The organism is Bradyrhizobium sp. USDA 4510, from assembly GCF_054059095.1.
Genome location: NZ_JBSSBT010000001.1, coordinates 4,172,487 through 4,189,519 on the forward strand (window position 1 = coordinate 4,172,487; position 17,033 = coordinate 4,189,519).

At 65.8% G+C, this 17,033-nt stretch carries 18 protein-coding genes; 7 read left to right on the forward strand and 11 right to left on the reverse strand.

All coding sequences use genetic code 11. The annotated features are described in order from the left end of the window. Positions 1 to 128: 128 nt before the first annotated feature. A complete protein-coding gene (gene gcvA / locus ACVMDN_RS19160; protein ID WP_057020764.1) occupies positions 129 to 1,028 on the reverse strand; it encodes a transcriptional regulator GcvA in 900 nt (299 codons plus the stop codon). 187 nt (positions 1,029 to 1,215) lie between these two features. Here gcvA and ACVMDN_RS19165 point away from each other — a divergent pair, with 187 nt between their 5' ends. The 4 genes from ACVMDN_RS19165 to ACVMDN_RS19180 all read left to right on the forward strand — a co-directional run bounded on the left by ACVMDN_RS19165 (position 1,216) and on the right by ACVMDN_RS19180 (position 4,610). Then, on the forward strand, positions 1,216 to 1,722 hold the full coding sequence (locus ACVMDN_RS19165) for a PaaI family thioesterase (protein ID WP_456835066.1): 507 nt from the start codon (positions 1,216 to 1,218) through the stop codon (positions 1,720 to 1,722). Further along, complete coding sequence (locus tag ACVMDN_RS19170; RefSeq protein ID WP_310885881.1) at positions 1,719 to 2,981, forward strand: MFS transporter; 1,263 nt, start codon at positions 1,719 to 1,721, stop codon at positions 2,979 to 2,981. The genes ACVMDN_RS19165 and ACVMDN_RS19170 overlap by 4 nt, the downstream gene beginning before the upstream one ends. A gap of 69 nt (positions 2,982 to 3,050) precedes the next feature. Further along, a complete protein-coding gene (locus ACVMDN_RS19175) occupies positions 3,051 to 3,773 on the forward strand; it encodes an AraC family transcriptional regulator (RefSeq protein ID WP_141341865.1) in 723 nt (240 codons plus the stop codon). 72 nt (positions 3,774 to 3,845) lie between these two features. Next, a complete protein-coding gene (locus tag ACVMDN_RS19180; protein ID WP_076834430.1) occupies positions 3,846 to 4,610 on the forward strand; it encodes a sulfite exporter TauE/SafE family protein in 765 nt (254 codons plus the stop codon). Between the two features lie 41 nt (positions 4,611 to 4,651). On the opposite strand, the gene ACVMDN_RS19185 is transcribed toward ACVMDN_RS19180, so the two are convergent. From ACVMDN_RS19185 to ACVMDN_RS19230, 10 genes are all read right to left on the reverse strand, one after another. After that, the gene (locus ACVMDN_RS19185; RefSeq protein ID WP_021078341.1) at positions 4,652 to 4,918 is read right to left on the reverse strand and encodes a hypothetical protein; all 267 of its coding nucleotides are present in this window, start codon (positions 4,916 to 4,918) and stop codon (positions 4,652 to 4,654) included. 1,095 nt (positions 4,919 to 6,013) lie between these two features. Next, complete coding sequence (locus ACVMDN_RS19190) at positions 6,014 to 6,436, reverse strand: hypothetical protein (protein ID WP_141341872.1); 423 nt, start codon at positions 6,434 to 6,436, stop codon at positions 6,014 to 6,016. Positions 6,437 to 6,466: 30 nt separating this feature from the next. Further along, entirely contained in the window at positions 6,467 to 7,954 is a 1,488-nt protein-coding gene (gene gatB, locus ACVMDN_RS19195; RefSeq protein ID WP_456835065.1) for an Asp-tRNA(Asn)/Glu-tRNA(Gln) amidotransferase subunit GatB, read from the reverse strand. 117 nt (positions 7,955 to 8,071) lie between these two features. Beyond that, positions 8,072 to 9,433, reverse strand: coding sequence for a patatin-like phospholipase family protein (locus ACVMDN_RS19200; protein ID WP_310885880.1), 1,362 nt, complete (start codon positions 9,431 to 9,433; stop codon positions 8,072 to 8,074). A gap of 156 nt (positions 9,434 to 9,589) precedes the next feature. Beyond that, entirely contained in the window at positions 9,590 to 9,880 is a 291-nt protein-coding gene (locus ACVMDN_RS19205) for a hypothetical protein (protein WP_456835064.1), read from the reverse strand. 3 nt (positions 9,881 to 9,883) lie between these two features. Further along, positions 9,884 to 11,359, reverse strand: coding sequence for an Asp-tRNA(Asn)/Glu-tRNA(Gln) amidotransferase subunit GatA (gatA, locus tag ACVMDN_RS19210; protein WP_253623789.1), 1,476 nt, complete (start codon positions 11,357 to 11,359; stop codon positions 9,884 to 9,886). Next, complete coding sequence (locus ACVMDN_RS19215) at positions 11,356 to 11,586, reverse strand: hypothetical protein (RefSeq protein WP_057020772.1); 231 nt, start codon at positions 11,584 to 11,586, stop codon at positions 11,356 to 11,358. Before ACVMDN_RS19215 ends, gatA begins: the two co-directional genes overlap by 4 nt. 78 nt (positions 11,587 to 11,664) lie before the next feature. Continuing rightward, complete coding sequence (gatC, locus tag ACVMDN_RS19220) at positions 11,665 to 11,952, reverse strand: Asp-tRNA(Asn)/Glu-tRNA(Gln) amidotransferase subunit GatC (protein ID WP_057020773.1); 288 nt, start codon at positions 11,950 to 11,952, stop codon at positions 11,665 to 11,667. A gap of 360 nt (positions 11,953 to 12,312) precedes the next feature. Continuing rightward, the gene (locus tag ACVMDN_RS19225; protein WP_076834440.1) at positions 12,313 to 13,392 is read right to left on the reverse strand and encodes an NAD(P)H-dependent flavin oxidoreductase; all 1,080 of its coding nucleotides are present in this window, start codon (positions 13,390 to 13,392) and stop codon (positions 12,313 to 12,315) included. Positions 13,393 to 13,544: 152 nt separating this feature from the next. After that, the gene (locus tag ACVMDN_RS19230; protein ID WP_309144632.1) at positions 13,545 to 14,681 is read right to left on the reverse strand and encodes an NAD(P)H-dependent flavin oxidoreductase; all 1,137 of its coding nucleotides are present in this window, start codon (positions 14,679 to 14,681) and stop codon (positions 13,545 to 13,547) included. Here ACVMDN_RS19230 and ACVMDN_RS19235 point away from each other — a divergent pair. From ACVMDN_RS19235 to ACVMDN_RS19245, 3 genes are all read left to right on the forward strand, one after another. Further along, positions 14,650 to 15,540: a LysR family transcriptional regulator gene (locus ACVMDN_RS19235; RefSeq protein ID WP_253623788.1), complete on the forward strand. Its 891-nt coding sequence runs from the start codon at positions 14,650 to 14,652 to the stop codon at positions 15,538 to 15,540. The genes ACVMDN_RS19230 and ACVMDN_RS19235 overlap by 32 nt on opposite strands. Positions 15,541 to 15,615: 75 nt before the next feature. Beyond that, the gene (gene ruvX / locus ACVMDN_RS19240) at positions 15,616 to 16,098 is read left to right on the forward strand and encodes a Holliday junction resolvase RuvX (RefSeq protein WP_253623787.1); all 483 of its coding nucleotides are present in this window, start codon (positions 15,616 to 15,618) and stop codon (positions 16,096 to 16,098) included. 2 nt (positions 16,099 to 16,100) lie between these two features. After that, a complete protein-coding gene (locus ACVMDN_RS19245; RefSeq protein WP_253623786.1) occupies positions 16,101 to 17,027 on the forward strand; it encodes an AEC family transporter in 927 nt (308 codons plus the stop codon). Positions 17,028 to 17,033 lie beyond the last annotated feature (6 nt).

Sequence of the window (17,033 nt, forward strand, 5' to 3'; positions counted from 1 at the left end):
TAGACTCGCGGAGATTCCCCCTCACCCGGATCGCATTGCGCTTCGCTCCATGCGATCCGGCCTCTCCCCGCACACGGGGCGAGGTGAAGCAGAGTCCGTTGCTCGGCCTGGCATAATTTCGTCGCGCTTTAGTGCTCCGCCGCCGACTGAGCCTCCGGTCCCAGGATCCATTCCCTGAACGCCGCGATCTTCGGAAGCGACTGCCGGTTGTCGGGACAGACGAGATAGTAGGCGAACTCCTCCAGATGCGCGGTCTCGAGCAGCTGGACCAGTTCGCCGCTCGCGATCTCATTTGCGACCATCGCGGCCGGCAGCAGGCCCGCGCCCTGCCCCGTCAGCACGGCCTTCAGCAGAAGGCCGCTGTCATCGAACGAGGGTCCGCGCGGCGTGCGAACCTCCGCGATGCCGTTGGCCTGAAACCACAGGCTCCACCCCTTGCGATCGGCGTCATGCACCTGCGGCCAGCCCGCGAGTTCGCCCGGAGATGCCGGCCGGCCAAGTCGCTCAACCAGCGACGGCGATGCCACCGCCACCATCTCCACGGTGACGACGCGGTCGCTGCGCAGCCCCGGATAGCGGCCAAGGCCGTGGCGCACCGCGACGTCAACGCCGCTGCGCGAGAAATCGACCACTGTGTTGCTGGTGACGATCTGCAGATCGATCTCGGGATGCGCATCCTGGAACGAGGCCATGCGGGGCACCAGCCAGGCCGACGCAAAGAACGGCGTGACGCTCACCGTGAGCGTACCGACATCGACCGATGCCGCGACGCGGCGCGAGGCATCCGCGATCTGGCGAAACGCGTTGCGGATCGACGGCAGATAGTCGCGGCCGGCGTCGGTGAGATAGATGCCGCGCGGAACCCGCTCGAACAGCTTCACGCCGAGATCGGCTTCGAGCGTCTTGAGCATCTGACTGACCGCGCCCGGCGTCACGCATAGCTCCTCGGCCGCGAGCTTCACCGAGAGATGGCGAGCAGCGGATTCAAACGCCTTGAGCGCGTTCAGGGGTGGAAGCCGGCTTTCCATGATTTAGATTTTCTAATCTGAATTGCCCAGCAAATCTGGTTTGCCAACTCGGCGTCCCGGGCGCCTTATCAGCTTAATCCGATGCTGAAAGCCGCGTCAACGCAGAGAAAGTCGAAATCATGGAACTTAGATTTTCTAACCTTCTTTGCCGCTCCCGACGGCTCCGTTTTCTTGATGGAGCCAAGCCATGACCGAGGTCGCAAGCAAGCTCGGCCTCCGCGAGATCGCTGCCGGCGGCCAGACCGGCCCGCTCGTCGAGCGCATCAACGCGTCGCAAGCCGGCAGCCTGCCCGGCCTGCTGGACTTTCAGTGGCTCGAAGCCGGACGCGGCCACATCCGCGGCCGCTTCGAGATTGCCGCAAAACACTTCTCGCCGCACGGGCTGCTGCACGGCGCAAGCATCGTCGCATTGGCCGATACCGCATGCGGGTTCGGCTGCCTCGCGTCGTTGCCGGACGGCGCCATCGGCTTCGCCACCGGAGAGTTGAAGACCAACTTCATCGGCGCCGCGCGCGAAGGCGGCATGAGCTGCGAGGCGCGCCTCGTTCACGCCGGGCGCTCCACCCAGGTGTGGGACGCCGAGATCCGCAGCGAGGCGACAGGCAAGACCATCGCGCTGTTTCGCTGCACGCAGATGCTGCTCAACCCGCCGAGCAAGGCCGGTGGTCATGCGGCACAGGGAGAACGATCATGAGGAATGCCGTCATGCACGCCGATTATCAACGAGCCAGACCGTTCTACGGCTGGTACGTCGTCGCAGCAGCCTTCGTCGTGACGCTGATCGGCTTCGGCAGCGCCTACACATTCTCGTCCTTCGTCGAGTCCCTGCAGCGGGAGTTCGGCGCCTCGCGCGGCTCGGTATCGCTGGTGTTCTCCTTCGCTGGCTTCCTGTATTTCGGCCTGGGGATGATCTCCGGTCCGCTTGCCGATCGCTGGGGCGCACGCAGGCTCGCTGGCCTCGGAATGGCGCTGGTCGGTCTCGGCATGGTGCTGGCGGGACAGGCGCAGACCATCCTCCAGGTCTATGCCGCCTACAGCATCGGGATCGGCGCCGGTGTCGGTTGCGCCTACGTGCCGACCTTGGGCGCCGTGCAGCGCTGGTTCGTCAGCCGGCGCGGTTTTGCGTCGGGCCTCGCGGTCAGCGGGATCGGGGTCGGCACGCTGGTGATGCCGCCGCTCGCGACCTGGCTGATCACGAGCCTCGGCTGGCGCGATGCCTATGTCGTGCTGGGCGTTGTCGCCGCCGTCGCCGGGATCGGTGCATCGCTGCTGATCGCGGACGATCCGCGCCGGTACGGCACCGGACCGGACGGCGATCCGCTCGAGACGGTTTCGGGCGCGCCGCTCCGCCAGGGCGTCTCGATCCGCGGCGCGGTGCGGACCGCCCGCTTCGCCGGGCTCTATGCCGCCTGCCTGATCAGCGCGTTCGGGGTGTTCGTGCCGTTCGTGCACCTCGTGCCGCTTGCGGTCGATCATCAGGTGGCGCCGACGCTGGCCGTACTGTTGCTCGGGATGATCGGGGTCGGCAGCACGGCCGGACGGTTCTTCCTCGGCGGCATCGCCGACCGCGTCGGCCGCGATGCATTCCTGGTCGCGATGTATCTCGGCATGGCCGTCTCGCTGGCGATCTGGGCGATCGCCGGCACCTTCTGGTCGCTCACGGTCTTCGCGCTGCTGTTCGGCCTGTTCTATGGCGGCTGGGTCGCGATCCTGCCCGCTGTCGTCACCGACCATTTCGGCGGCCGCAATGTCGGCGGCATCATCGGCATCCTCTACACCAGCGTCGCGGTTGGCACGCTGCTGGGCCCGAGCGCCGCCGGCTTCGCCTACGATATCAGCCACAGCTACTTCATTCCGGTGGCGATCAGCGCGGCCGCCAACCTCGTCGCCGCCCTCATTGCAATGGCGACCATGCGAACGGCCTCGCCGATCGCCTCGGTTGAGCAGGCGTGAGGCCCTCATGACGGTCGGTGACCCCCGTGCTACGCTCGGAGATCACCGCCCCATCGTTTCGAGACCTCCGTGATCGCTCGCCTCGCCATGACCAATGCCTGGACTTATCGGCGAGCCGACAGGGAAGACATCGTTGAGCTGGCATCGTGGCGCGGCGCCGGCTCGCTTGGCCTCAAGCCGCACTTCCATGACGAGAACCAGATCGTGCTGGTGCTGTCAGGGTCGCGCGCCTTTCGCATCGGCGGCGCGACCGTCACCGTGCCCGCCGGCCATGCCGCGCTGATTCCGGCCGGAATGCTGCATGCGCCGATGACGATGTCGGACGAGGAAACGGCCTGCCTGAACGCCTACGTTCCTGCCGGCCGCGTCTGCTCATCGGTGCGGATCATCCGGTTCGGGCAGCGTTGGCGGAACGTCGACGAGATCTCGCCTGGGCACGTCAGCGAGATCGCCGACGACATCCTGTCGTGCGCGCCGTCCCACCCCGCCGGGTGCACCGACAAGACGAAGCTCGGCATCACGCTGACCGAGAGCGTCGCGCCGATCGGAGCGATTGCCGCCGGCTTCGGGCGAAGCCGCGAAGGCTTCAGCCGCATGGTCAGCCGCGAGCTCGGCATCCCGCCGCATACCTTCCGCCGGCTGGCCCGCCTCAATCTTGCCCGGCAATTGCTGCGCGCCGGCGAGCCGATCGCAGCAGCCGCGGCCGATGCGGGCTTTTCTGACCAGAGCCACCTCACCCGGCTGTTCCGCCGCACCTTTGGCACGACGCCGGGCGTCTACTGGCGCGGCTGAAGTGACGTCACAGACGTTCCAGACCGATTGGCGCGCCGCCCGCTAGCCTGCTCACCCTCAAGAGGGTGAAGGATGGATACCCAGACAAGTCTTCTGCTGCTGGCGGCCGGGGTCGCCGGAGGGATCATCAATGCACTGGCGGGCGGCGCCACACTCATCACCTTTCCGGCGATGCTCGCGGCGGGCCTGCCGGCCGTCATCGCCAACGCGTCGAATGCGGTGGCGATCTCGCCGGGGCATTTGATCGCGGCGCTCGCCGATCGCGGCAAGCTGCCGCCGCCGACGCGGCGCACGATCAGCTTCGTCGTGATCGCCACGGTGGGCGGCGCGGTCGGCGCCGGCGTGCTGTTGCTGCTTCCCGAGCGGCTGTTCCTGCTGCCGGTGCCGGCCTTGATCGCATTTGCAACGCTGTTGTTCGGCTTCGCGCCGCAGATCCAGGGATGGACCGTCGAGCGCCACAAGGCCGCGGCCTTGCCCTCGACCAGCGCGAGCGGTGCTGTCCTGGGATTGTCGTGCATCTATGGAGGCTTCTTCGGCGCCGGTCTCGGCGTCATCCTGACCGCGGTGCTGTCGATCACCGAGCCCGGCGACATCAGGGCGATCAAGGCGTTGAAGAACCTGCTCGCGACGTGCGTGTCGCTCGCTGCCACATTGATCTTTATCTTGCAGGGAGCGGTGCGATGGCCAGAGACCTTGGCGATGCTGCTCGGCGCCATGATCGGCGGCTATGCCGGAGGCTTCCTGATCCGGATCCTTCCCGGCCACATCGTCCGGCAGTTCGTCATCGTGGCCGGAGCGCTGATGACGGTGGTCTACGCGGCGCGATACTGGTTCTAGGTGGAGCGAGGGAGCCGAGGCTCCCATCGACATCGGTTGGCTTAGTGCGTCGTCATCCAGGCGCGGGCTTCACGCTGGGCGGCCGCGATCTCGACATCGGACATCTGCTCGGCGACTTCGCGGCGGTGCGCGATCGCGTCAGTACGTCCCTTGAGCGCCGCCAGGTTGAACCATTTGTGCGCCGCGACGAGGTTGACCACACCGGAGCGGCCGCTCGCCCAATACATGCCACGTTCGAACAGCACGTCCTGGATCGCCGTTGCGGCAACCGGGACAGCGCTTTCCTGATCGATGACCCCCTGAAACATTCTCATTCCCCTTTTTGTTGTTGGCCGCCCTCCCCCGAGCGCGGCCCCCGTCCACTGTTGAAACTACCCTGTCATTCCCTGGCTGATCTTTGATCATGCCCGGGCCGATCTCTTGATCATGCCCCGCGCTGATCCTCGGGATCACCGCGTGCCGTTTGCCGGCTTGTTGGGATGATCATGGCCCATCAAATTTGAAGAGCGGTTTAAGTATCGCGATGAACGGGATGTAAATCGGCGTCGCCGAGGGCGCATCGAGGAATCGCAGAAGTGCCTGTGCCGCAGGCACTTCCTTGCATTCGTGAACGCCGGTTTACCCTGGTGTTTGGGACAACGATAACCATGGCGGACATTGGCCGCGGGCGCCGGCGGGTCCCACCAGGTAATCAGTTCGAAATTGACGGAGGGACGGCGCGACCATGGACGAGCCGCGGAGCGGCGTGCGGTCGGGTGCACAGAGAAAAGCAACGCGAGGCCGTCAGGCCCAACGTCGATCCGGAACGGGGATGGATGGGGAAAGTGGCTGCCGGGCGCGGACTGCGCGGGCCGCCGGAACGAGGGGGTCGGCGAACACGTCAGGACCAGATTTCAGCTCGGCATTCTCGCCGGTGAAATTGCGGAACCAAGCGGGCTCCGCACCGAACGAAGAAATCTCTGTTTCTTCTGCCGGACCGGTTTTGGGAAGGTTGCCCTCTCCGAAATTCGATCCAGCCGTTTGACCTGATGTCTCGCCGACACCCTCTTTCGTCAGCCAGAGCCTTGGGGGTGGGATGTGCCTCTCAGCAGTCCGTCCGCTGGCTCTCGCGACGTGCCGGCGTCAAGCCGCCGGCAATCCTCTCGAGGCGAGAGGCTTACTTCTTCTTGGCGACCTTGCGGGTCTTCTTCGCAGTCTTCTTCACTGCGCTCTTCGCCTTCTTCGCCTTCTTTGCCTTCTTAGCCATGTTGCCCTCCAGTATGTGAGATGGCTCTACTTCGCTGCGTGCACTCGGGAATCGATATGCACTACTTCCCGAATACACCAACAGACCGAAAAAAACAGTGTCCCGCTTAAGGAAGTGTTGACGCAGCGGTGGCAACGCGCACCGCGCGCGCCGCCGTTCAAATCGACACTTCATTCACGCGACGATGCAAGAAGTGCAACAGCCGCCGACATCGGCATTTGTCAACGTTGCAGGAAATGCCTTCTGTTGTAGGCTTTTCTTGAATTCGCATTGAAGCGATCGACGCGAGATCGTCGTTGCGCTGAGTCGCGAGCGAAGACGAAAAGCGGCACGTCGCCGACGCCGAGTCGTAATTTTTGGCAACGAAAAAATTTTCGTGGGAAAGACGGCTTTTGCCTCGTTTGAGGTCATCCGAACCGGATTTGCGAACGAATCGCGGCTTCTGCGATTCGGCGCCGGTGGCGCCGGCGCGCCACGAACGGAGGGTGTGAGGCAGGATCACGCCACGTTCACGCGCGCGCGACGACACCGAAGGTGACGGCAAAGGAGCATGCAAGGGAGCATGATCCGGCTGGATCATGCGCCAAGGACAACATCATTGTCCTGTTGTTCAGATGCCGAGCTTCGACTTCAAGAGGTCGTTGACCGCCTGCGGGTTCGCCTTGCCGCCCGACGACTTCATCACCTGACCGACGAACCAGCCGACCAATTGCGGCTTCGCCTTCGCTTGCTCGACCTTGTCGGGATTGGCCGCGATGATGTCGTCGACCACCTTCTCGATCGCGCCGAGGTCGGTGACCTGCTTCATGCCGCGCGCCTCGACAAGCGCGCGCGGATCGCCGCCTTCCTGCCAGACGATCTCGAACAAGTCCTTGGCGATCTTGCCGGAAATCGTTCCCTCGCCGATCAGGTCGACGATCGCGGCGAGCTGCTCCGCCGACACCGGCGAGGCTGCGATCTCGACGCCTTCCTTGTTGAGACGACCGAACAATTCGTTGATCACCCAGTTGGCGGCGAGCTTGCCGTCGCGCGCCTTGTCGGCAAGATCCGACAGCACCGTCTCGTAGAACTCCGCGCTCTCGCGCTCGGCGACCAGCACGCTCGCATCATAGGGCGACAGGCCGAAGCCCGTAATAAAACGGGACTTCTTCTCGTCCGGCAGTTCCGGCAGCTGCGCCTTGAGATCGTCGACGAAGGCCTGGCTGAACTCGAGCGGCAACAGATCGGGATCGGGGAAGTACCGGTAGTCGTGCGCCTCTTCCTTGGAGCGCATCGAGCGGGTCTCGCCCTTGTTCGGGTCGAACAGCCGGGTTTCCTGGTCGATCGAGCCGCCGTCCTCGATGATCTCGATCTGACGCCGCGCCTCGTACTCGATTGCCTGGCCGATGAAGTTGACCGAGTTCATGTTCTTGATTTCGCAGCGGGTGCCGAACGCGGTCTCGCCGTAACGGCGCACCGAGACGTTGACGTCGGCGCGCAGATTGCCCTTCTCCATGTCGCCGTCGCAGGTGCCGAGGTAGCGCAGGATCGAGCGCAGCTTGGTGACGTAGGCCTTGGCCTGCTCGGCGTCGCGGATGTCGGGCTTGGAGACGATCTCCATCAGCGCAACGCCGCAACGGTTGAGGTCGACATAGGACATCGTCGGCGACTGATCGTGCAGCAACTTGCCGGCGTCCTGCTCCAGGTGCAGCCGCTCGATCCCGATCGTGACGCTGCGGCCGCCGTCGAGCTCGAGCGACACCTCACCCTCGCCCACGATCGGCGACTTGTACTGGCTGATCTGGTAGCCCTGCGGCGAGTCCGGATAGAAATAGTTCTTGCGGTCGAACACCGAGCGCAGGTTGATCTGCGCATTCAGCCCGAGACCGGTGCGCACCGCCTGGCGGACGCACTCCTCGTTGATCACGGGCAACATGCCCGGCATCGCGGCATCGACCAGCGAGACATGGGAATTGGGATCGCCGCCGAACGCGGTCGATGCGCCGGAGAACAGCTTCGCGTTCGAGGTGACCTGGGCATGGATCTCCATGCCGATCACGACCTCCCAATCGCCGGTGGCGCTCTTGATCAGTTTGTGCGGGGCGGCAGATGCGGTCATGGATCTCGGTTTCCGGATAAAGGATATCTGGGATGGATTGGGCTTCGCGCAACCAATCGCGCCAGTCAAGCCGCCTTCCTGTCCTCTTGCGGCCCGCCGCCGTCGCCTGCGGCGGGATCAGAGCCCGCGCCGGAACTGCTGGTAGGCCTTGCTCGAGCGCAGCGCGTCGGCGCCGCCCGCGATCAGCTGGTCGACCTGCTCCGGCGGCAGCGACAACCGCGTCGGGATGGCGTTCAGGATGCCGGCGCGGTCCGGTCCGAGGCGGTCGAAGCCGAGCCGCTCGACATAGATCGCGACGTCACCGCATTTCCAGCCGGCGCCGACGCCGAGCCGGCTGCGCTCCGCCGCCGACAACCCGCAGCGCCAGCGCTTCAGCTTGCCGGACCAGTCCTCGGCAAGCGCCGTGAAGGCGGCGTAGCTGGAGCGCACGCTGGCATCGATCGCGGTGTCGGCGGCCGCGGACACCAGTTCGACGCCACTCGGCCCTTCGAGCGTCTGCACGAAGTCGCCGGAGATGCCGCGGCCGGCGTCGACCACCAGGAACAGGATGCGCTTCAGCTTGGCTGCCTGCCGCTCGTTCAGCGGCTCGTACGGACGTTCCGCGGCGAGCAAGCCGATGCTCAGCCCCGACAGGCCGTAATTGTCGACGAGGCCGCCATCGAGCAGCTTGACGTAACGCATCGAGCCGTCGCGGTAATGCGCCTGGGCCTCGGCATAGGCGCGCAGCAACGGCTGTGCGTTCGGATCGTTGCGCACCCGCTCGAGCCAGGCCGGCAGTGGCGCGGCGCAACCGCCGGGATAGGTTTGCAGCACGATCGGGGCGAATGCCAGCGGCACCGCGGCGGATGCCGCCACCGCTTCGGCGACACGATACGATCTGATGTCGCTGCACAAGGCATCGAACGACGTCTTGCCGAACACGAACGGCGTGCGGTTGTAGATATCAGACGCGTTGATCCAGACCCGCGGCCGGCGATCGTCGGCCAGTGCGTCGAACCGCGCGCCGTCGAACAAATTCTGATCGAGCCAGTCGGTGAACTGGCTGTCGTTGACGCCGCCGCCGAGCGCGCGCCCGATATTGCCGAGCGAGATCCGGGTCTTCAGTCCCTCCTCGGCGTTGCGCAGCAGGAAGCGCTGGCGAAAATCGTCGAGCGCCGCGCGGCGCTTCAATCCGAAATAGGCGGCGGTGACCGATCCGCCGGAGACGCCGGAGACGAAGTCGACGCGGTCGAGCAGCGTCTTGGTGCCCGCCGCACTCGAACGCGTGTGGTCAAGCTCCTCCAGCACGCCGAAGGAAAACGCCGCCGCGCGGGTGCCGCCGCCGGAGAACGACAGCGCGAGCAGCAGATCATCTTCGTAGGCCGGAATGTCGCGAGCGCTGCTGTTGTCGGCGAGCGCGGCGCCGAGCGGCACATTACCGGGCAGATTGTAGACGGAGGCGCAGCCGGCAAGGCCCGCCGCCACCACGGCCGCCAGCATTGCTGACAGCCATCCCCCTATGCCCGACCCACGCACGAATACTCTCTTTTGCCGCTGGCCCCCGCCCGGTTCCATTAGCCTATCACGGCCAATCTGGGCGGCGGCATGGCGGCCGAAACAAGGTTAATGCTCGCGGTGCCTCCGCACCGGCGTCCTTTAGCCGCGCTGCGCCAGCAGCGTGGCTACGATCCGCTCCCACTCGGCCTCGAGCGTGTCCTTTGCGGCCGGCTGGCCGGCCTGGCAATACCAGTAGCCGGCATTGCCGAGATCGCCTTCGACGCGATGCAGATGGGCATGCACCCAGGCCGAATTGGCGTCGCCCTCATCCTGCACGATGCGGTGCGCCTGGTCCCAATCGCCCTTCTTTGCCCACCACAACGCGGCGAGCGGCGGCGACAGCGCCGCATCGGGCGCGGTGTCAGCGAGACTGGCGCGGAAATCCGCCATCGCTCACCACCATCTAGGGGCCGTGAACCGGCCGGCCGCCTGCTCGATCACCTCGCCGAGCGAGAACAGCGTCTCTTCGTCGAACGGACGGCCGATCAACTGCAGGCCGAGCGGCAGACCTTGCGTGTCCTTGCCGGCGGGCACGGCGATGCCCGGCAGGCCCGCCATGTTCACGGTCACCGTGAAGATGTCGTTGAGATACATCTCGACCGGATCGGCGCCGCCCTTCTCGCCGATGCCGAACGCCGCCGACGGCGTCGCCGGCGTCAGGATTGCGTTGACACCCTTGGCGAAGCAGTCCTCGAAGTCCTTCTTGATCAGCGTCCGGACCTTTTGCGCACGCAGATAATAGGCATCGTAGTAACCGGCCGACAGCACATAGGTGCCGATCAGCACGCGGCGGCGCACCTCGTCGCCAAAACCATCGGCGCGGGTGTTCTCGTACATCTCGATGATGTTCCTGCCCGGTTCGCGCAGCCCGTAGCGCACGCCGTCGTAACGCGCGAGGTTCGACGAAGCCTCCGCCGGCGCCACGATGTAATAGGCAGGCAGTGCGTATTTGGTGTGCGGCAGCGACACCTCGACGAGCTCGGCACCCGCGGCCTTCAGCCACTGCGCGCCCTCGCTCCAGAGCTTCTCGATCTCGGCCGGCATGCCGTCGAGCCGATACTCCCTGGGGATGCCGATCTTCATGCCCTTCACGGACTTGCCGATCGCGGCCTCGTAGTCCGGCACGGCGATGTCGACCGACGTGGTGTCCTTGGGATCGTGCCCCGCCATCGAGCGCATCAGGATCGCGGCATCGCGCGTCGAGCGCGCGATCGGGCCGGCCTGGTCGAGCGAGGATGCAAACGCGACGATGCCCCAGCGCGAGCAGCGGCCATAGGTCGGCTTGATGCCGACGGTTGCGGTGAACGCGGCGGGCTGGCGGATCGAGCCGCCGGTGTCGGTCGCGGTCGCGCCCATGCAGAGAGCAGCCGCCACCGCCGAAGCCGAGCCGCCGGACGAGCCGCCCGGCACCAGCGTGGTGTTGGAGCCCTCGCGCCGCCACGGGTTGGTGACCGGGCCGAAGCACGAGGTCTCGTTCGACGAGCCCATCGCGAATTCGTCATTGTTGAGTTTGCCGAGCAGCACTGCACCGTCGCGCCACAACTGCGAGGTCACCGTCGACTCGTAGGGCGGAATGAAATTGCCGAGGATATTCGAGCACGCAGTGGTCCTGATGTCGCGGGTCGCGAACAGGTCCTTGATGCCGAGCGGGATGCCGGCGAGCGGTCCGCCCTCGCCTTTTGCAATTTTCGCGTCGGCGGCCTTGGCCATCTCGCGGGCGCGGTCGGGCGTCTCGAGCACATAGGCGTTGAGCACGCGCGCGGCTTCGATCGCGGCGAGATGCGCATCGGTCAGTTCGCGGGCGGTGAAAGACTTGCTCGCCAGGCCCTCACGGGCCTCGGCGATCGTCAGCGATGTCAAATCAGTCATTTATTGATCGGGCTGCAGAAGAACGGAGACAGGGTCTTGTCGTTGGCGGGGTCGTCATGCCGGGCTTTGGCATTTTCCTTGGCGCGGGCGGCGTCAAGCGCCTCGAGATGGTCGAGCACGGCGTCCATCGCCGCGTTGGGATCGGCGACCTTCCCCTTGCGCTCCATGGCATCGAGGAAGTCCATATAGGCCTTGTAGGCCTTCTCATCGTCGCACAGCAGACACATTGAGCTTTGTCGCTTTTGTTTGACGCGTTTTCTTCACGCGAACCGGTATCCACTTCGCTCGAAAACGCGATGCTTGCGTTACTCGACCACCTTCGGCACCAGAAAGAAGTCGTTCACGGTGTCGGGCGCGTTGCGGACAATGACGTCGGCGATCTCGCCGTCATTGACCACGTCGGCGCGCTTCTTCATCTCCATCGGCGTCACCGAGGTCATCGGCTCGACGCCGTCGATATTCACTTCCGACAGCTGCTCCACAAAGGCCAGCATCGCGTTCAGCTCGCCCTGGAGATGGGGAACTTCGGCGTCGCTGACCGCGATCCGCGCCAGATGCGCGATGCGGCGGACGGTCGTGGCGTCTACGGACATTATATAGGGCCTCGGGGCTGAAAGGTCAGCCTGCCGTATAGCAGAGGCCGGTTTTGCGCCGCAACCGCGCGAATTTGCCCGCCCAACGGGGCTTTGCGCCCATCCGGCGACCGGGCAAGACACCCTGCCACGCATTCCGGCTGCGAAACGCACGACGAAACCAGTTCGCGGCCACCGCGAAGTCGTCCCGAAACATTCACGGCGCCTACTCCACCAAACAGAAAAGTTCGGAGCGCGTCATGTCAATGCTCAACGGCAGCCTCCCCCCGGAGGGCTGGGACCCCGCCCTCTGGTCGATCGGCACGGCGCTGGGGGTCGCGATCCTCTACGTGGCCTGCCTGGTCTGAACGAGGCCGCGCGTCAGGCCTGAGACAGAGCCGCCATCCGCGCCAGCGCGGCGCCGGCGAGCGCGCGGGTCAATTCGGCGGCCGGCATCTCCTTGCCCATCCGCACTGCCTGCCCGGCCCATAGATTGGTGAAATCGACCTTGCCCTGTTTCTCGGCAGCCGCCTTCAGTGGTCCGAGCGCGGTCGCGGCGTGTGGAAACGCCGGCGCGTCCGGCGAGATCGGCCCGACCTCGCGCATCACGCGGTTGGCGACGCCGCGCGCCGGGCGTCCGGTCATCACATTGGTGATGACGGTCGATTCGTCGCTCGCTTGCGCCAGCGCGACACGGCCCTGCGGGGTTACCTTGGATTCCGGGCAGCGCAGATAGGCCGAGCCGATCTGAACGGCCGCGGCGCCGAGCGCGAATGCCGCCGCGATCCCGCGCCCGTCAGCGATACCGCCGGCCGCGACCACCGGCACCTTCACCGCATCGACCACCTGCGGCAACAGCGAGAACGTCCCGGGCTGCTCGGAAATATTCTCGGTCAGGAACATGGCGCGATGGCCGCCGGCGTCGGCGCCCTGCGCGATGACGACATCGGCGCCGTTCTCTTCCAGCCAGATCGCCTCCTTCACCGTGGTCGCCGACGACATCACGATCGCACCGGCCGCCTTCACCCGCTGCAACAGCTTCGGCTCCGGCAGGCCGAAATGGAAGCTGACCACCTCGGGCTTCAGCTCCTCGACCACGGCGCAAAACGCCGCGTCGAACGGCGCGCGGTTCGCCGCGTTGATCGGCGCATCCGGATCGAGGCCGAGCTCGTGATAGTAAGGCGCGAGCAGCTGCCGCCATGTCGCTTCATGCGCGCGATCGGTCTCGACCGGCGTGTGGCAGAAGAAGTTCATGTTGACGGGCGCCGAAATGCGCTGACGGATGATATTGACCTGCTCGCGTGTCTTCTCGGCCGATAGCATCGCGCATGGCAATGAGCCGAGTGCGCCACCCTCTGCGGCTGCGATGACAAGCTCCGCATCCATCACGCCCGCCATCGGCGCCAGTACGATCGGGAATTCGGTTTTGAAGAGATCAGTTAGACGTCGATCAGGCCACATTCTTCTTGCTCTTGAACTGGTTGTTGTTGGTTTTGAACCCTCTCCGCAAAAAGGGAGAGGGTCGGTTCGATACGAAAGCCAGCGAGCGGAACTATCACCGATCGCTACGGATTCAAGTCTCTTATGCGATGCGCGTTCCGATTCACGCCTTTTCAGGCAGGAGCCGGCGCCTGCGCAGGGTTGAGCACGGAGTTGCGACGTCCACGCAGAATCTGTTCGGCCTCCAACGTGATCCTGTCGACAATCTCGGCCGCCGGCGGAACGTCGTGGATCAGCCCAACCGCTTCGCCCGCGATGACGGCGGCGACGTCGAAATCGCCGCGCGCCTTGGCCTCCGCATAGTCGGCGGCAACCTTCTTCACATTCTGGAGCAATTCGACCTCACGTCCCGTCCAGCGCTGGACATGATCGTTGACGAGACAGCGCCCGTTGAACGGAGCCGGCCAGACATTGTTGCGTGACAGATCGAAGACGATGCCACGCACCGTCTCACCGCTCTTGGCGGCACAGACCCGCCGCTTCGCTTCGTCAGCGATCTCGGCTTCCTGGCTCGCGTAGAATCGTGTGCCGAGCAGCACACCGGAGGCGCCGAGCATCAGCATGGCGGCAAGACCGCGGCCGTCCGCGATGCCGCCGGCGGCAACCACCGGGACACGCCCCGCGGCGAGATCAACGATCGCCGGCACGACATCAAGAGTGGTTCGCGACGCGCCATGACCGCCGGCCTCGGTCCCCTGCGCGACGAGGACGTCGGCGCCGGCATCCAGTGCGTCCTGCGCCATCTCTTCGTCCTGCACCTGGCAAATGAGGCGCGCACCGGCTTGCTTGATCCGCGGTCCGAACGGCTTCGGATCACCGAACGACAGCATGATCGCGCGCGGTTGTGCTGCAAGCGCGACGTCCAACACCTCCGGCTGCTTCGCCATGCTCCAGGTGATGAAGCCGATGCCGAACGGGGTCGTCGATTTCCGGAGCTTCGCCGTCTCCTGCTCGAGCCAAGGCCGGTCGCCATAGCCCCCGCCGAGAATGCCAAGGCCGCCGGCGGCGCTGACCGCAGTCACGAGCCTCGCGCCCGCGACCACATCCATCGGTGCGAGCAAGATCGGTTGTCGGATTCCCAAAAGCGCAGTCAGCGGCGTGTCGATCGACATGGCGTTCCTCCGGGGTTTGTGGACAATCAGACTAGGTCGGGCTAACATTCTGTGAAAATGAATACTAGAGAACGCTCCCATCTCTGATTTGAAACGGTGGTCCCAGATGGAATTGACCGACCTGCTCACCTTTTCCACGGTCGCCCGCCTCGGCGGCATCACCAAGGCCGCTGACGAGCTCAACACCGTGCAGTCCAACGTCACCCAGCGCATCAAGGCGCTGGAGGCCGAGATCGGCACCGCGCTGTTCGAGCGCCACAGCCGCGGCATGTCGCTGACCGGCGCCGGCCGCCGCCTGTTGCCCTATGCGCAGCGCATGGCGGCGCTGTCGCGCGAAGCCGTGCTCGCCGCGCGCGACGATGGCGAGCCGAAGGGTCCGCTGTCGATCGGCTCGATGGAAACCACCGCCGCGGTGCGGCTGCCGACGCTACTCGCCGAGTTTCATCGCCGTTATCCGGCGGTGCGCCTGACCTTGCGCACCGCGCCGACCGCCGATCTCGTCGCCGCCGTGCTCGACGGCTCGCTCGACGGCGCATTCGTCGCCGGCCCGATCGAGCATGCCGAACTCATCGCGACGTCAGCCTTCACCGAGGAACTGGTGCTCGTCACCGCGCAGCGCTGGAAATCGCTTGCCGCCCTGCGCGCCGGCACGCCGGAGTCGGGCCCGACCGCGCTGGTGTTCCGCACCGGCTGCACTTACCGGCAGCGTCTCGAACAGGTGTTTACCGAGTTCGGCTGGCCGTCGGCCGTCCGGTTCGAGTTCGGCACGCTCGACGGCATGGTCGGCTGCGTCGCCGCCGATATGGGCGTGACGCTGTTGCCGCGCGCCGTCGTCGCGCGCGACCACGTCCAGCGCGACATCCATATCCACAAGCTCGAGCCACAGCACGCGCGTGTCGAGACGCTGTTCATCCAGCGCCGCACCGCGCATCAGTACAGCGCGCTACAGGGACTGGCCGCGTGCCTTCCCGGCGACGATCGGGTGATCGCCGCCTGATCGGCATTTTCGCATGGACGCCCGCCCTCCGCCGGGCTTTGCCTCGGCGCGCGACTGCGTGCTAAGCGCAAGGCCATGCCCGCCCTTATCCTTCCCCTGATCGAAGCCGCACCGCATTGGCCCGACCGCGGCGCGCTTGTCGGCCTCGACCTCGGGACCAAGACCATCGGCGTTGCCGTCTCCGATCCGGACCGGCGGCTGGCGACCGGCGTCGAGACCATCCAGCGCAAGCAGTTCAAGGTCGATGCGGCACGGCTGCTCGCGATCGCGGCCGAGCGCAACGCCGCAGGCTTCGTGCTCGGGCTGCCGATCAACATGGACGGCAGCGAGGGGCCGCGCGCGCAATCGACCCGGGCATTCGCCCGCAACTTCGCCGGCCTCACCCCCCTTGCGATCGGGCTGTGGGACGAGCGGCTCTCGACTGCGGCGGTCGAGCGCGAGCTGATCGGGATGGACGTCAGCCGCGCCCGCCGCGCCGAGGTGATCGACGAGCACGCCGCGATCTTCATCCTGCAGGGTGCGCTGGACCGGCTCGCGAAGCTGCGCGGGGAGCGCTGATCATGGCCGTGGTGATCGCGGCGCTGCTGCCGGTGTTCCTCTTGATCGTGCTCGGCTTCGTCCTCAAGCGCACGCTGATGCCGCTCGATACGCAATGGCACGGGCTGGAGCGGCTGACCTATTACGTGCTGTTCCCGGTGCTCCTGGTGCAGACCCTGGTGAAGGCCGACCTGACCACGGTGCCGGTCGCGGGCGTCGGCGGCGCGCTGCTGCTCGCGGCGCTGGTGATGTCGCTATTCTGCCTCGCGCTGCGCGGCCCGCTGGCGCGCGCTGGCGTCGACGGCCCCGCCTTCACCTCGATCTTCCAGGGCGCGACCCGTTGGCAGACCTATGTCGCGCTTTCGGTGTCGCGCAATCTCTATGGCAGCACAGGCCTTGCCCTGGCTTCGGTCGCGATGGTCGCGATCATCCCGCTGGTCAATGTGTTCAGCGTCGCCGTGCTGGCGAAATATGCCACGTCCGAGAAGCGTTCGACCGGCGCCATCGTGATGACTGTCGTGCAGAACCCGCTGATCTGGGCCTGCGTCATCGGGCTCGTCATCAATGTCGCGCACATCCCGCTGCCACAGATCTGGTATGACGTCGCCGACGCGCTCGGCGGCTCGTCGCTGGCGATCGGCCTGCTCGTCACCGGGGCCGGGCTGCATCTGGAAGGCATCTTCCGGCCCAGCCTCGCTGCCAGCGCGGCATTGGTGCTCAAACTCGTGCTGATGCCGGTGCTGACGGTCGCGCTCGCGATGTGGTTCGGCGTCACCGGCTCCAATCTCGCCATCGTCGCGGCCTGCGCCGCGGTGCCGACCTCGCCGTCAGCCTATGTGCTGGCGCGCCAGATGGGCGGCGACGCGCCGCTACTCGCCCAGATCATCACGCTGCAGACAATTCTGGCCGCGATCACGATGCCGATCGTGATTGCCGCGGTGGGGCTTTAGAAGGCG